Consider the following 13,298-nt stretch of genomic DNA (forward strand, 5'->3'; position numbering starts at 1 on the left):
AATCCTTGCCGCATGAGGAAAAATCTTACCGCTTTTGCCGTTCTTGCGGCCATTTCGGGGATCGCTCCAGCCGCTGTCGCCGAAACGGCGCTCGGCTTGCCCGGTCGCCCCGGTGCCATGCGCGGCGGAGAATTGCCGGCCTACACCCAGAATGTGCTCTATGCCCGTCAGCAATCGGGCATCGAACTGTTCGGCGATGCCTATACCTGGTGGGGCCAGGCGGCGGGCCGCTATGATCGTGGGCGGGTCCCGCGGGAACGGGCGGTGCTGGCGCTGCGCCCGCATGACAATCTGCGCCTGGGCCATGTCGCGGCGGTCAGCCGCGTGGTGGACAGCCGCACCATACTGCTGCGCCATGCCAATTGGTCGCCGATCGATGGCCGGCGCGGCCAGATCGAAGACGATGTGCGTGCGGTCGATGTGTCGCCGAACAATGACTGGAGCATGGTGCGGGTTTGGTACGGCCCCAGCAATGATCTGGGGCAGACGGTCTGGCCCACCTATGGCTTCATCTATCCGGCCAAGACACCGCCCCGCGCGGCGCCGCGCAGCAATGCTGTTCCCGCGCGCCAGGCAACGTCCTTGCCGCGCGCCCATCTGGTCAACGCCACCCCGCCAGCGACCACGCCAGCCCGTTCACCAGTGGCCGCTCCGGCGCCTGCCCGCGCCACGTCGGCGGTGCCTGTCAGAACCAATGCTGCCGTGCAGACCAGTTCGAATTTGCGGACCCTGGCCCGTGCGCCCGAATCGATGATCCAGCAACAACGCCCGGCTCCGCAGCAGCCGGGCGCGCGGTCGCGCGTGGCCCAATCCGCCGCGCCAACGCGCAATCAGAGCACTGCGGGTCGCACCAATCCGGCTCCGGTGCGGTCCCAGAATGCCCCGGTGCAGGGGCAACCCCAACCCGCGCAGCGACAGCTTGCACGCCGGGATGTGATTGGCGACCTAATCCGCGCCAATCGATGAATCCCCGGCCTGCGCTTCCCGGTCCTGACATGTCAGGGCAGGGGGCGCAGGCCGGCGGAGGAATTACCAGCTGCCAGTGTTTTCCATGCTGGCCCAGGGTTCTGCCGGCGGCAGGGATTCGCCCTTTTGCAGCAGTTCGATCGAAACCCCGTCGGGCGTACGGACGAAGGCCATGTGCCCGTCGCGCGGCGGGCGGTTCACGGTCACGCCGGCATCGGCAAACCGCTGGCACATGGCGTAAATGTCATCGACCTCATAGGCCAGATGGCCGAAATTGCGGCCGCCGCCATAGACTTCGGCATCGCTGCCGTCTTCCGGCGGCCAGTTGTACGTCAGTTCGACCTGCGCATGTTCGGCATCCCCCGGCGCAGCCAGGAAGATCAGCGTGAAGCGTCCCTTTTCGCTTTCCTGCCGTCGTACCTCTTCCAGACCCAGGATCTTGAAGAATTCCACAGACGCGACAGGGTCGCTGACGCGGATCATGCTGTGGAGATATTTGACCATGTGTGGCTCCGTTTATCGCTATTCAAGCACAGTTCATCGCTGACTTCGCATATCGCTCATGCCAGCCCCGGTAATGGCCGTTGGATGGCGTGGGAGATATCCGATCATGTCCGATGTTAGCGAAGTCAATGCCCCTTCGGCCAACGCTTTCTGGCGCAGTTCACAGGCGAAGCTGTGGCTATCGACCGCCGCCATCCTGGCGGTGGGCATGGTTGCGGGCGGATATCTGCTGGGGGACGGGCTGACCCGGGCCAAGGCGGCCGATCGCTCGGTCACGGTTCGCGGGCTCGCCGAACGTGAAGTGATGGCCGATCTCGCCACCTGGACCATCGCTTATTCGGCCACGGCGGAAGATCTCGCCAGCGCCCAGGCCAGTGTCGATCGCGATACGGCGGCCATCCGCGCCTTCTTCAAGGAATTGGGTTTTCCAGAAGATGAGCTGCAGCCCACCGGCGTCAATGTCTCGACCTATACCGGCGAAGGCGTCACCCGCTTTACCGTGCGGCAACGCATGACCCTGCGCAGCACCGACATCGCCCGCGCCCAGCGCGCCGTGCGGCGGCAGTTCGATCTGGTGCGCCGGGGCGTGATCCTGGAAGAAGGCTCGGGCATGGCCTTCACCTTCACCAAGCTCAACGGCATCAAGCCGGAAATGGTCGCCGAAGCGACCAAGGATGCGCGCGCTGCAGCCGAACAATTCGCCAAGGACAGCGGCACCAGCGTCGGCGGCATCAAGCAGGCGACGCAGGGCTATTTCTCGATCGAGGCGCGCGATGGCGATGGCGGCGGCTGGGGCGTTGCCGATACGCCTTACAAGGCTGTGCGCGTGGTCACGACCGTGGATTTCTACCTGCGCTGATCGTCACGGCACCGGCCCGCACCCAACCGGGCGGGCCGGCAGTCCGGATCAGAAATTGACCGACAGCGAACCCAGCACCGCATCGCGGGTGAAACGGTATTCGCCCGGAAGATAATCCCCCTGTGCGCCCACATAACTCACGCCGACCGAAAAGCGGCGGTCCAGCGCCACGCTGGCGGCGATCGACCAGTCGAACGCATCGCCCTCATCGGTATAGGTAACCGGCCCATCGGTGTAACCCAGCCGACCGGTCAGCGTCACCGGCGTGCCGGGAACCGACGAACTGAGCTCGCCATAAAGATACAGATTGTCCTGACGGCCGATCGAATCCTGCGCCGGCGCCCAATGCGTGCCCAGCTTCGCCTGCGCCGGGCCCAGCGTATAGGCCAGCGATCCATACAGCTCGATCACATTGCGCCCGGTCAGCGCCACCTGCGCCTGCTTGGCGTCAGGGAACAGATAGGCCATCACCCCGGCATTCACGGTCAATCCGTTGCGGATTTCGCCCGACCAGCCGCCATAAATATCCAGTTCCACATCGCCGCGCTGGAAACTGTCATCGTCCAGCGACGATGCCCAGGCGCCGACATAGAAACCGCTGGTGTGGCTGGCATCCACGCCGCCCTGCACGGCGATGTCGCCGCCGGAACGGTCCACGCCGCGAAACCGGTATTGGGTCACCACAGCGGCATTGGCAGACAGGGAGATGTCCGATTCCTGCGCCATGGCGGGCAGGGCAGTTACCGTGCCGATAACGGCAGCAGACAGGGTCAGGCGGCGGATCAGGGGGGAATTGCGCATGTGCCCGCTTACCGCGAATGGTGCAGCGCGTCCTCCCCCAAAAATCCCCCGCCGGGGTGGGCGGGGATAGACCTGTGCTGTTTTGGTATCACCTGCCACAGATCGCGGCGGGAAACAGGGCAAGCGGTTGGACAATCGGCACCACTTGCTGCTTTGGACGTTCAGGTTACCAAGTCAGTATCATGTTCAAAGGTATCAAAAACCTCTTCTCCCGTACGGTGGAAACCCCACCGCCCGTTCTCCCTTCAGGGGAGCGGGTCTATGCGGTGGGTGACGTGCATGGCCGGCTCGATCTGCTGCAGGCGCTGGCACAGGCGATAGAAACCGATGATGCCGCGCGCGGCCGCGCCAACACCACCATCGTCATGCTCGGGGATCTGGTCGATCGCGGGCCTGACAGCGCCGGGGTGATCCGCTTCGTCCGCGACTGGCAGGCACGCCGCAAGGTCCATGTGCTGGGCGGCAATCACGAGGAAATGTTCCTCGACAGCCTGACCGATCTTAATGTCTTCAAGCATTTCCTGCGTCATGGCGGCCGCGAAACGGTGCTCAGTTTCGGGGTGAATGCGGAAAGCTTTCGCGACGCTTCCATGGAAGAAGCGCATGAACTGATGTGCGCGACCGTGCCGGTCGAGGATATCGAATATCTGCGCAATCTCGAAGATTGGGTGACGATCGGCGATTATCTGTTCGTCCATGCCGGGATAGAACCGGGTGTGCCGCTGGCAAACCAGCAACGGCATACCTTCCGCTGGATCAGGGAACCCTTCCTGTCGCACGCGGATTCGCACGGTCTGGTTGTCGTTCACGGCCACACCATCACCCGCGCACCCGAAGATCGCGGCAATCGCATCGGTATCGATACCGGCGCCTATCAGAGTGGCCGCCTGACGGCGCTGGTGCTGGAAGGTCGCAACCGCAGCTTCATGGAAGCCTTCGAACAGGAAGACGGCAGCATCACCGCCGGCCCGGTGCCCATTCTCGCCTGATCCGGCTTGTCGCTTTGAAAACAAGATCGGTCGCAGCTTCGGCTACAGGAATGCCAGGGGGCCTGTAAGCCGGGTTCTGTACCGCAGACGGTATCCTATGCGGGACCGTATCTGCGGTGGCAGCCATTCATCTTGGCGACCAATTGCCTGGCCGCTCTAGCAACCAACCCGGGCGACTGGCGCGAAACCCGCCTGTCCCGGATAAATCCGGAACGTGCCGCCCCTATTCGGTTTTGCTCCGGGTGGGGTTTGCCTTGCGGTTGCCGTTGCCGGCCCCCCGGTGCGCTCTTGCCGCACCCTTTCACCCTTGCCTGTCCCTGCGCCGAAACGCAGGCCATCGGCGGTTTGCTCTCTGTGGCACTTTCCCTTGGTCCGGATCCGAAAATCCTCGCCCGGCGGGCGTTACCCGCCACCCTTGTTTCGTGGAGCCCGGACTTTCCTCGGCAGTTCCCGAAAGAACTGACGCGGCTGCCCGGCCCCCTGGCACAGGCTCTATCTAGCGCTGCCGCGGTCTCTGTCCAAGAGCAGTTTGAACAGGATGGCGCGGATTTCCCCGTCGATCTCGCCATCGATCATTTCCGGGCGCCAGCGGCGCTGGAACGCCTCTACCGCCTTGTGCCGGTCGGTGATGTCGTAACCGAACCGTTCCAGCGCCAGGAAAAACGCCCCGTCATTGTCGAACGGATCGCCCAGATCCAGCCGCGTCGGGCGGGCCAGGCACAGCCGATGTTCGGCCAGCCGGTTCCAGGGGAAGAACTCACCCGGATCGATCTTGCGCGTCGGCGCCACATCCGAATGGCCGACCACATTGGCGCGCGGAATATCATATTGCTGCACGATCCGGCTCACCAGCGGCAGCAGCGCGTCGATCTGCGCCTCGGCGAAGGGCCGATATCCCAGCGCATGGCCCGGATGATCCAGCTCGATGCCGATGCTGGCCGAATTGACATCGCGCTGCCCGCGCCAGGAACTGGCTCCGGCATGCCAGGCGCGCTTGTCTTCCGGCACCAGCCGGATCACTTCGCCCGCTTCGCTGATCAGATAATGCGCGCTGACCTTTGCCTCCGGATCGCACAGCCGTTCCAGCGCGCTCTCCATCGGCTGCATTTCGGTATAATGCAGCACCACCATGCTGATCGGCTGGGTCCGCTCATCCCAATTGGGGGACAGCTGTTCGCGATGGACCAGCTCGTCACGCCCAGCCCCTTCACGCCCGGCCCGGTCACCGATCGCGCGGTCGTCAGCCATTGGGCAGCACGGCGCCCATGATCAGCGCCTCACCCGACAGCGCATATTGCACGCCGCCGCCCAGCTCTTCGGTCAGCAGGCGCACCATATGGGCCGGCGCGGTCCGGCCGGACAGTTCCGCTTCGTCCAGCGATCCGTCCAGCGCCTTGCCGATCGTGCCGTCGAACGCGACCTTGGGGCCCGATGCGCGCACCGCGATTTCCGTCGCCCGGCCGCGGTTTTCCGCACCCACCGCCAGCACGCCGCCGCGCACCAGCGAATCGACGCCGATCGCGGCGAGGTTCAGCAGCACCTTGATCGCCGGCTTGGGCAGGGTCGGTTCGGTGACCGCCCAATCCAGCTGCAGCCGTTCATTGGCGGCCACGATCCCGGCGATCAGCTCGCGCGGTTCGTCGGTCGGCACCGCATCGCCGAAACCGCCCGCGGCGCCATAGGCCAGGCGGAAGAACTTCAGCTTGTCCGCACTGATCCGCGCGCTCTGTTCCAGCAGTTCGAAACACCGCCGGCGCATCTCCGGGTCCTTCTCATCCGCCAGCAGTTCGAGCCCGTTGCTGAGCGCGCCGACAGGACTGAGCATGTCGTGGCACAGGCGGGAGCAGAGCAGGGCGGCAAGATCGGTTGCAGAGGTCATACGGTGTTTTCCGGACTGTAATCGGTGTGCGGTGCAGGCACAATTGGCGCGGTGCTGCCCGGGCTGATCGTGGGGTTCCGCAGGTGGGGCTGGCGGGTGGTCCTGATCATTTGGCAGAGCAGGGCCTTAGCCGTCCGAGAGCCGGTAGGGAAGCGGCACGAACTGTTCCCCGTCGTCGCGCCAGAACGTCACATCGCCCCGCGCCACGATCGCCCAGATCATTCCGTCCCCTGCCGCCATCGCGCGATCGGTGGCCGATGGCCGGGGCAAGCCGTTGGGATGCGAATGATAATAGCCGATCAGGCGCTTCCCCCCGGCCCGCGCCGCGCGGTGGGCGTCGATCAAAAGCTGTGGATCGATCTCGAAATGCCGCTCCCGCTCCGCCGCCATGTTGCGCGATGCCAGCAGCGCATCGATGCCGTCGCCGTCCCCCAGCATCAGGCCGCAGCATTCCTCCGCCCCGGCCATGGCGGCGGCGGCCTGCATTTGCTGCAAAACAATGCTTGTCACTTCGATCTCCATCCCCACATCTGTAACCATGGGGGAAGCAGAGGTCATCACCGGGACGCTCGCCGGGGATGGCCGGCTGGACAAATTGCTGGCCGATGCCACCGGCCTGTCGCGGGAACGGGTAAAGGCCCTCCTCGCCGATGGCAGCGTGCAGATCGCCGGTCAGGTCGTCACCAGCCCCAAGCTCAAGCCGGCCGCAGGCGCCGCCTTTGCCGTCACCATGCCCCCGCTGGTGGAGGCGCTGGCCCTGCCGCAGGATATTCCGCTGGTGATCGTCCATGAAGACGCCGACCTGGTCGTGGTGGACAAGCCTGCGGGCATGGTCGTCCATCCCGCCGCCGGCAATCTGGATGGCACCTTGGTCAACGCCCTGCTGCACCATTGCGCGGGGCAATTGTCCGGCATCGGCGGGGTCGCCCGCCCGGGCATCGTGCACCGGATCGACAAGGATACCTCTGGCCTGCTGGTCGTCGCCAAGAGCGATATTGCGCATGAGGGGCTGGCGCGGCAGTTCGCCGATCACTCGCTCGAACGCGCCTATATGGCGGTCGTGAACGGGCACCCCATGCCGCCCGCAGGCACGGTGAACCAGCGAATCGGCCGGTCTGACAGCGATCGCAAGAAAATGGCCGTGCTCGACCCCAGGTCGCCGCGCGGCAAGCATGCGATCACCCATTACAAGACCATAGAGCGGCTCACCCGCTGCGCCCTGATCGAATGCCGGCTGGAAACGGGCCGCACGCATCAGGTCCGTGTTCACATGGCATCAATCGGTCATGCGCTATTGGGTGACCCTGCATATGGACGCAACAACGCGCAGATTCGCCCCATTCTGCAGCGGCTCGGCTTTCAGCGCCAGGCCCTGCACGCGGCGATTCTCGGTTTCATCCACCCGGTCACGGGTGCCAGACTGTCGTTTTCCAGCCCCATTCCAGCGGACATGCGGGAACTAATCGACGAATGTGGTCATTGAGATCGATGAATTGCACACCGATCGGTAGGAAAATCGGTTATAGGGGGATCAAGACAGTGGCCGCGCCCCCGCAGACGCCCATCAGGGGTCAGCGAAAGCAGCGGTCGACATGAGAAAGGTTTGGGACAAATGAGCACCAACAGAAAATCCCTGGCGGTTCCCGCGCTGAGCGGTGAGCAGAGCCTCAATCGCTATCTGAGCGAGATCAAGAAATTCCCGCTGCTCAAGCCCGAGCAGGAATACATGCTCGCCAAGCGGTATCAGGAACACGAAGATCCGGAAGCAGCCGCGCAACTGGTCACCAGCCATCTGCGCCTCGTGGCCAAGATCGCGATGGGTTATCGCGGCTATGGCCTGCCGGTCAGCGATCTGATTTCGGAAGGCAATGTTGGCCTGATGCAGGGCGTCAAGAAGTTCGAGCCCGATCGCGGTTTCCGCCTGGCGACCTATGCCATGTGGTGGATCAAGGCCAGCATTCAGGAATTCATCCTGCGCTCGTGGAGCCTCGTCAAAATGGGCACCACCGCCGCGCAGAAGAAGCTGTTCTTCAACCTGCGCCGCATGAAGAAGAACCTGGAAGCCTTCGAAGACAGCGATCTGCATCCCGATGACGTGGCCAAGATCGCCACCGATCTGGGCGTGCCGGAACAGGAAGTCATCAACATGAACCGCCGCATGATGATGGGCGGCGATGCCTCGCTCAACGTCTCGCTGCGCGGGGATGAGGAAGGCGCCGGCCAGTGGCAGGATTGGCTGACCGATGATCGCCCGCTGCAGGATGTGGTGGTCGCTGACGAGGAAGAAGCCCAGGTCCGCCATGCCATGCTGGTCGAAGCGATGGATGGCCTGAACGATCGGGAAAAGCACATCCTGACCGAACGCCGCCTGGTCGACGAACCGCAGACCCTGGAAGAACTCAGCCAGGTCTATGACGTCAGCCGCGAACGCATCCGCCAGATCGAGGTGCGCGCGTTCGAAAAACTGCAGAAGGCGATGCAGCGCATCGCCGGTGAGCGGCTGCTGCCGGCCTGATCTCAGGGCACCGATGACGAAGAAGGGCGGCTTGTGCCGCCCTTTTTTGTGGCCGGTCTGATCCCGCATCCACCCGCAATTGTCAGGCGCTGAAAATCGTCCATAACCGCTTCAACAAACGAAAATGGGGGATGAGGGATGCTGCAGGGATGGTGTTCGCATGGCGGGCGAATCAGGCACGCGGCGCTTGTGCTGGGGCTAGCCTGCGCAATGCCCGCCACGGCGCAGACGGCGATTGAGAATGCGCCCGACCCTTGGGTCCACCCGGCCACGCAAACCGCATTCCCGGAACAGGTCGGCAAGTTTCAGCGTACCGGCCTGATCGACTATAGCGGCGATCAAAATGATGCCAGTGCCACTTACCGGCTTGAAAAGGGCGACGATCGTCTGACGGTGACCCTTTACCTTTATCCGCGCGATCCGGCGGTGGATTGCCAGACGGAATTCGCCGGTGTGAAGGACACGATTGAAAGCCGGACCGAAACCCCGCCCACACAGGAAGGAATGCGCCCCAGTCCATCAGGTGATCAGGCGAACGCCGCCTATTTTGCCGCTTACACCATCCGTGCCAATGCAACCAATCAGCACAGGGGTCCCGAAGCCCACACCGAGGCCTATCTCTATTGCCCCTCGGGCATTGACTGGCAGGTCAAATATCGCGCGACCTGGGTGGTCGGGAAAACCGATTTTTCCGCCGACATCGCGCGACTGATGCGGGCGATCAACTGGCCGGCCGCCCGCGCCGGCTGACGCGCGGGCGCCGTCCCCCATTGCACCCCTCCATCGCTGGCGATAGGTCGGCTGCATGGTTCGTGCGCTGCGCTATCTCATCTGGCTGATCGTCTGGTTCGTCGGCATCAGCCTGCTGCTGGTCATTCTCTATCGCTTCGTGCCGGTGCCGGTCACCGCCACCATGCTGATGGACAAGAACGGCATCACCAAGGATTGGGAACCGCTCAGCCGGATCGACCGCAATCTGGTCTCCGCCGTGATCGCGGCGGAAGATGGCAAGTTCTGTTCGCACAGCGGCTTCGACACCGAAGCCATAGAAAAGGCGATCGAGCGCAATGCCCAGGGTGGCCGTATCCGGGGCGGCTCCACCATCAGCCAGCAGACGGCCAAGAATGTGTTTCTGTGGCAGGGCGGCGGCTATTTCCGCAAGGGGCTGGAGGCCTGGTTCACCCTGCTGATCGAGAATATCTGGGGCAAGCGGCGCATCATGGAGGTCTATCTCAATGTCGCCGAAACCGGCATCGGCACCTATGGGGCGGAGGCTGGGGCGCAGCGCTATTACAAGCATTCGGCCGCCAGGCTGACCCCGATGGAGGCCGCCCGCATGGCCGCCGCCCTGCCGCTGCCGAAAGAACGCTCGGTGGTCAGCCCGGGCGGCTTCACCCGCCGCTATGGCAACACCATCCGCGCCCGCATCGGCGTGGTCCGCCGTGACGCGCTGGATGCCTGCGTCTATGAATGATCCTGCCCACAGCCGGCCCAAGGCGCGGCCGAAAAGCAGATTGGGCTGCGGCATCCTGATCGCCCCGCTGATCGTGCTGGCCGGGCTGGGCGCGCTGGGTTCCAAGGCCTGGGGCCCCTCGCGCGCCGATTATCCGGTGCAGGGTATTGATGTCTCCCACCATCAGGGCGCGATCAACTGGCCGCAACTGCCGGGGCAGGGCGTGGACTTCGCCTATATCAAGGCCACTGAGGGCGCCGATTTCACCGATCCCGCCTTTGCCGCCAACTGGCAGGCGGCGGGCGCTGCGGGCGTGAAGCGCGGTGCCTATCACTTCTTCACCCTGTGCCGCCCGGGCGCCGAACAGGCCGCCCATTTCATCGCCACCGTGCCCGTGGAACCCGGCGTACTGGCCCCGGCGGTGGATCTGGAATTCCTCGGCAATTGCACCCAGCGCCTGAAGCCGACCGATGTGCAGGGTGAACTGACCGCCTTCCTCACGGCGGTGGAGGCGCATTATGGCCAGCAGGCGGTGCTCTATCTGACCGGTGAATTCGATGAGGCGTACGATATCAGCGCCCGCTTCGACCGACCGCTGTGGCTGCGCTCGCTGGTGTTCGAACCGCGCTTCGGCGCCCGACCGTGGACGATCTGGCAGGCCAGCAATTTCCGCCGCGTGGAGGGGATCAACGGGCGGGTCGACTGGAATGCGATGCGCGGGCCGGCAACCCCGCAATAAACTCCCCCACCGCTTGCGCTGAATATGTGGCGATCAGGGTGGAGAGCTTGAGCTCCTCCCATCACCGCGCCCGCTCCGCTCAGCCTGAGCTCGTCGAAGGCCACGCGCCAACCTTCGCCTCACGGGCCGATGCAGTGGCTGTGCTTCGACAGGCTCAGCACGAACGGAGGTCGTGCAGCCGCTGGGCAACAAACCCACCCACAAAACAAAAACCCCGCCCGTCCTGAGCCTGTCGAAGGACAGCCACCACCGGCAGCCTCAGGCGGAGCACCCCGCCAATCCCTCAACACGCCCCGGACAAGCGGGGGTCGCAAATTCTATCAGGAAAGAAGCAGCCTCAGGCCGCTTCTTCCTTCTTCTTGCCTTCGCTGGAAACCACGCGGATCGGTTCCTTGCGGCCTTCCACCACGTCGCGGTCCACCACCACTTCGGTCACCCCGTCCATGTCGGGCAGGTCGAACATGGTGTCGAGCAGGATCGCTTCGACGATGGAGCGCAGGCCACGGGCACCGGTCTTGCGCTTGATCGCCTTCTGGGCAATCGCTTCCAGCGCATCGTCGGTGAAGGTCAGCACCACGTCTTCCAGATCGAACAGCCGGGCATATTGCTTGACCAGCGCGTTCTTCGGTTCGGTCAGGATCTGCACCAGCGCGGGCACATCCAGATCGTGCAGCGTGGCGATCACCGGCAGACGGCCGACGAATTCGGGGATCAGGCCGAATTTCAACAGATCTTCCGGTTCGCACTTCTGCAGCATTTCGCCGACCTTGCGCTTGTCCGGGCCGGCAACATGCGCGCCGAAGCCGATCGAACGCTTCTGCAACCGGTCGCCGATCACCTTTTCCAGGCCGGCAAAGGCGCCGCCGCAGATGAACAGGATGTTCGTCGTGTCGACCTGCAGGAATTCCTGCTGCGGATGCTTGCGGCCACCCTGCGGCGGGACGGAGGCGGTCGTGCCTTCCATCAGCTTGAGCAGGGCCTGCTGCACGCCTTCGCCCGAAACGTCGCGGGTGATGGACGGATTTTCCGCCTTGCGCGTGATCTTGTCGATTTCGTCGATATAGACGATGCCGTGCTGCGCCTTTTCGACATTGTAATCGGAAGCCTGCAGCAGCTTGAGGATGATGTTCTCCACGTCCTCGCCCACGTAACCGGCTTCGGTCAGCGTGGTGGCATCGGCCATGGTGAAAGGCACGTCGAAGGTGCGCGCCAGCGTCTGCGCCAGCAGGGTCTTGCCCGAACCGGTCGGCCCGACCAGCAGGATGTTCGACTTCGCCAGTTCGACGTCGCCGGCCTTGCCGCTGTGCTTCAGCCGCTTGTAATGGTTGTGCACCGCGACGGAAAGCACGCGCTTCGCCCGGTCCTGCCCGATGACATAGTCATTCAGGACATTGCAGATTTCCTGCGGCGTCGCGATGTCGCCATCCTTGCGTCCGGCGATGGAGCCCTTGGCTTCTTCCCGGATGATATCGTTGCACAGTTCAACGCATTCGTCACAGATGAACACGGTCGGACCGGCGATCAGCTTGCGTACTTCATGCTGCGATTTGCCGCAGAAGCTGCAGTAGAGGGTGCTTTTGCTGTCAGATCCGCTCAATTTCGTCATACTTTCATCCCATCCGCGGTTGGGGATTCCGCAGGATTCGTAACCACAAATGTAATCCCCGGCGGTGCAATATCAATCTCGTACCGCATTGCGGCAGGAAGGTGACGATGCCCGAAGGGGCGGGGTTGCCAAAATACTACAATAGAATGGCACCACGCCCCTTTCCATAGGGTTTATTCCGGCGCGCCCCCGGTGCCGAGTTCGCTGCCTTCCGTTCCGCCTTCGGAACGATGGGCGAAAACGCGGTCGACCAGGCCGAACGCCAGGGCTTCGTCCGCTTCCAGGAAGGTGTCACGGTCCAGCGCCCGTTCGATTTCTTCCAGGCTGCGGCCCGTATATTTCACATACAGATCGTTCATCCGCCGGCGGATACGCAGGATTTCCTTGGCCTGGATCTCGATATCCGACGCCATGCCGCGCGCGCCGCCAGACGGCTGGTGCACCATGATGCGGGCATTGGGCAGGGCGATCCGCATGCCGGGTTCACCCGCGGCCAGCAGGAAACTGCCCATGGATGCGGCCTGTCCCACGCACAGCGTGGAAACCTTGGGCTTGATGAACTGCATGGTGTCGTGGATGGCCATGCCGGCCGTCACCACGCCGCCGGGCGAATTGATATACATGCTGATGTCGCGGTCCGGATCCTCGCTTTCGAGGAACAGCAGCTGGGCCACGATCAGGCTGGCCATGTTGTCTTCCACCGGGCCGGTCACGAACACGATGCGTTCGCGCAGCAGGCGGCTGAAAATGTCGAAGCTGCGTTCGCCGCGGCTGGTGCTTTCGACCACGACCGGCACAAGCGCGCCCGTGATGGGATCAATCCGGAACTGGCCGTTGGCACCGATGGAGCCGTAAGGGTCGATCATGCAAATCCTCTTGTCTTGAAGGTATGGCCTATGTCGCGTGTGGCAACGCCATGTTCAAGAGCAATGCGCAATGCACGGGGGGTAACCGGCATGATGACCCGGATCCGTACCGGTCCGGGCC

At 63.7% G+C, this 13,298-nt stretch carries 15 protein-coding genes and 1 other RNA gene; 8 read left to right on the forward strand and 8 right to left on the reverse strand.

Annotation, left to right across the window (positions count from 1 at the left end; genetic code table 11):
* Positions 1 to 12 precede the first annotated feature (12 nt).
* Positions 13 to 966, forward strand: coding sequence for a CHAP domain-containing protein (locus GRI97_RS18350; protein ID WP_202392566.1), 954 nt, complete (start codon positions 13 to 15; stop codon positions 964 to 966).
* A 63-nt stretch (positions 967 to 1,029) separates the two neighbouring features.
* Here GRI97_RS18350 and GRI97_RS03680 read toward each other — a convergent pair whose 3' ends face one another.
* Positions 1,030 to 1,470 (reverse strand): VOC family protein, encoded by a 441-nt coding sequence (locus tag GRI97_RS03680; RefSeq protein ID WP_161389757.1) that lies wholly within the window; start codon positions 1,468 to 1,470, stop codon positions 1,030 to 1,032.
* 208 nt (positions 1,471 to 1,678) lie between these two features.
* Here GRI97_RS03680 and GRI97_RS03685 point away from each other — a divergent pair, with 208 nt between their 5' ends.
* Positions 1,679 to 2,329: an SIMPL domain-containing protein gene (locus GRI97_RS03685; RefSeq protein ID WP_235917687.1), complete on the forward strand. Its 651-nt coding sequence runs from the start codon at positions 1,679 to 1,681 to the stop codon at positions 2,327 to 2,329.
* Between the two features lie 48 nt (positions 2,330 to 2,377).
* On the opposite strand, the gene GRI97_RS03690 is transcribed toward GRI97_RS03685, so the two are convergent.
* Positions 2,378 to 3,130: a TorF family putative porin gene (locus GRI97_RS03690; RefSeq protein WP_161389759.1), complete on the reverse strand. Its 753-nt coding sequence runs from the start codon at positions 3,128 to 3,130 to the stop codon at positions 2,378 to 2,380.
* Positions 3,131 to 3,312: 182 nt separating this feature from the next.
* On the opposite strand from GRI97_RS03690, the gene GRI97_RS03695 reads away from it, so the two are divergent.
* On the forward strand, positions 3,313 to 4,119 hold the full coding sequence (locus GRI97_RS03695) for a metallophosphoesterase (protein ID WP_161389760.1): 807 nt from the start codon (positions 3,313 to 3,315) through the stop codon (positions 4,117 to 4,119).
* A gap of 49 nt (positions 4,120 to 4,168) precedes the next feature.
* Here the strand turns inward: GRI97_RS03695 and rnpB are convergent.
* The 4 genes from rnpB to GRI97_RS03715 form a co-directional block, all read right to left on the reverse strand.
* An RNA gene (gene rnpB / locus GRI97_RS03700) (RNase P RNA component class A) lies at positions 4,169 to 4,603 on the reverse strand.
* 8 nt (positions 4,604 to 4,611) lie between these two features.
* The gene (locus tag GRI97_RS03705; RefSeq protein WP_161389761.1) at positions 4,612 to 5,367 is read right to left on the reverse strand and encodes an N-acetylmuramoyl-L-alanine amidase; all 756 of its coding nucleotides are present in this window, start codon (positions 5,365 to 5,367) and stop codon (positions 4,612 to 4,614) included.
* Positions 5,360 to 5,998 carry a histidine phosphotransferase family protein gene (locus GRI97_RS03710; protein ID WP_161389762.1) on the reverse strand — a complete coding sequence of 213 codons (639 nt, stop codon included), beginning with the start codon at positions 5,996 to 5,998 and terminating at the stop codon, positions 5,360 to 5,362. The genes GRI97_RS03705 and GRI97_RS03710 overlap by 8 nt, the downstream gene beginning before the upstream one ends.
* Positions 5,999 to 6,124: 126 nt before the next feature.
* Positions 6,125 to 6,520, reverse strand: a complete 396-nt coding sequence (locus tag GRI97_RS03715) for a Mov34/MPN/PAD-1 family protein (RefSeq protein WP_161389763.1) — start codon at positions 6,518 to 6,520, stop codon at positions 6,125 to 6,127.
* A 16-nt stretch (positions 6,521 to 6,536) separates the two neighbouring features.
* Here GRI97_RS03715 and GRI97_RS03720 point away from each other — a divergent pair, with 16 nt between their 5' ends.
* From GRI97_RS03720 to GRI97_RS03740, 5 genes are all read left to right on the forward strand, one after another.
* Positions 6,537 to 7,481 carry an RluA family pseudouridine synthase gene (locus GRI97_RS03720; protein WP_161389764.1) on the forward strand — a complete coding sequence of 315 codons (945 nt, stop codon included), beginning with the start codon at positions 6,537 to 6,539 and terminating at the stop codon, positions 7,479 to 7,481.
* A gap of 129 nt (positions 7,482 to 7,610) precedes the next feature.
* Positions 7,611 to 8,513 carry an RNA polymerase sigma factor RpoH gene (gene rpoH / locus GRI97_RS03725; protein ID WP_161389765.1) on the forward strand — a complete coding sequence of 301 codons (903 nt, stop codon included), beginning with the start codon at positions 7,611 to 7,613 and terminating at the stop codon, positions 8,511 to 8,513.
* Between the two features lie 210 nt (positions 8,514 to 8,723).
* Complete coding sequence (locus GRI97_RS03730) at positions 8,724 to 9,263, forward strand: hypothetical protein (RefSeq protein WP_161389766.1); 540 nt, start codon at positions 8,724 to 8,726, stop codon at positions 9,261 to 9,263.
* 55 nt (positions 9,264 to 9,318) lie between these two features.
* The gene (gene mtgA / locus GRI97_RS03735) at positions 9,319 to 9,987 is read left to right on the forward strand and encodes a monofunctional biosynthetic peptidoglycan transglycosylase (protein ID WP_161389767.1); all 669 of its coding nucleotides are present in this window, start codon (positions 9,319 to 9,321) and stop codon (positions 9,985 to 9,987) included.
* A complete protein-coding gene (locus GRI97_RS03740; protein WP_161389768.1) occupies positions 9,980 to 10,705 on the forward strand; it encodes a GH25 family lysozyme in 726 nt (241 codons plus the stop codon). Before mtgA ends, GRI97_RS03740 begins: the two co-directional genes overlap by 8 nt.
* Before the next feature lie 337 nt (positions 10,706 to 11,042).
* Here the strand turns inward: GRI97_RS03740 and clpX are convergent, their stop codons facing one another.
* Together clpX and GRI97_RS03750 are read right to left on the reverse strand one after the other, a co-directional pair.
* Positions 11,043 to 12,311: an ATP-dependent Clp protease ATP-binding subunit ClpX gene (gene clpX / locus GRI97_RS03745; RefSeq protein ID WP_161389769.1), complete on the reverse strand. Its 1,269-nt coding sequence runs from the start codon at positions 12,309 to 12,311 to the stop codon at positions 11,043 to 11,045.
* Between the two features lie 173 nt (positions 12,312 to 12,484).
* A complete protein-coding gene (locus GRI97_RS03750; protein ID WP_161389770.1) occupies positions 12,485 to 13,177 on the reverse strand; it encodes an ATP-dependent Clp protease proteolytic subunit in 693 nt (230 codons plus the stop codon).
* Positions 13,178 to 13,298 lie beyond the last annotated feature (121 nt).

The organism is Croceibacterium xixiisoli (assembly GCF_009827305.1).
GTDB lineage: Bacteria > Pseudomonadota > Alphaproteobacteria > Sphingomonadales > Sphingomonadaceae > Croceibacterium_C > Croceibacterium_C xixiisoli.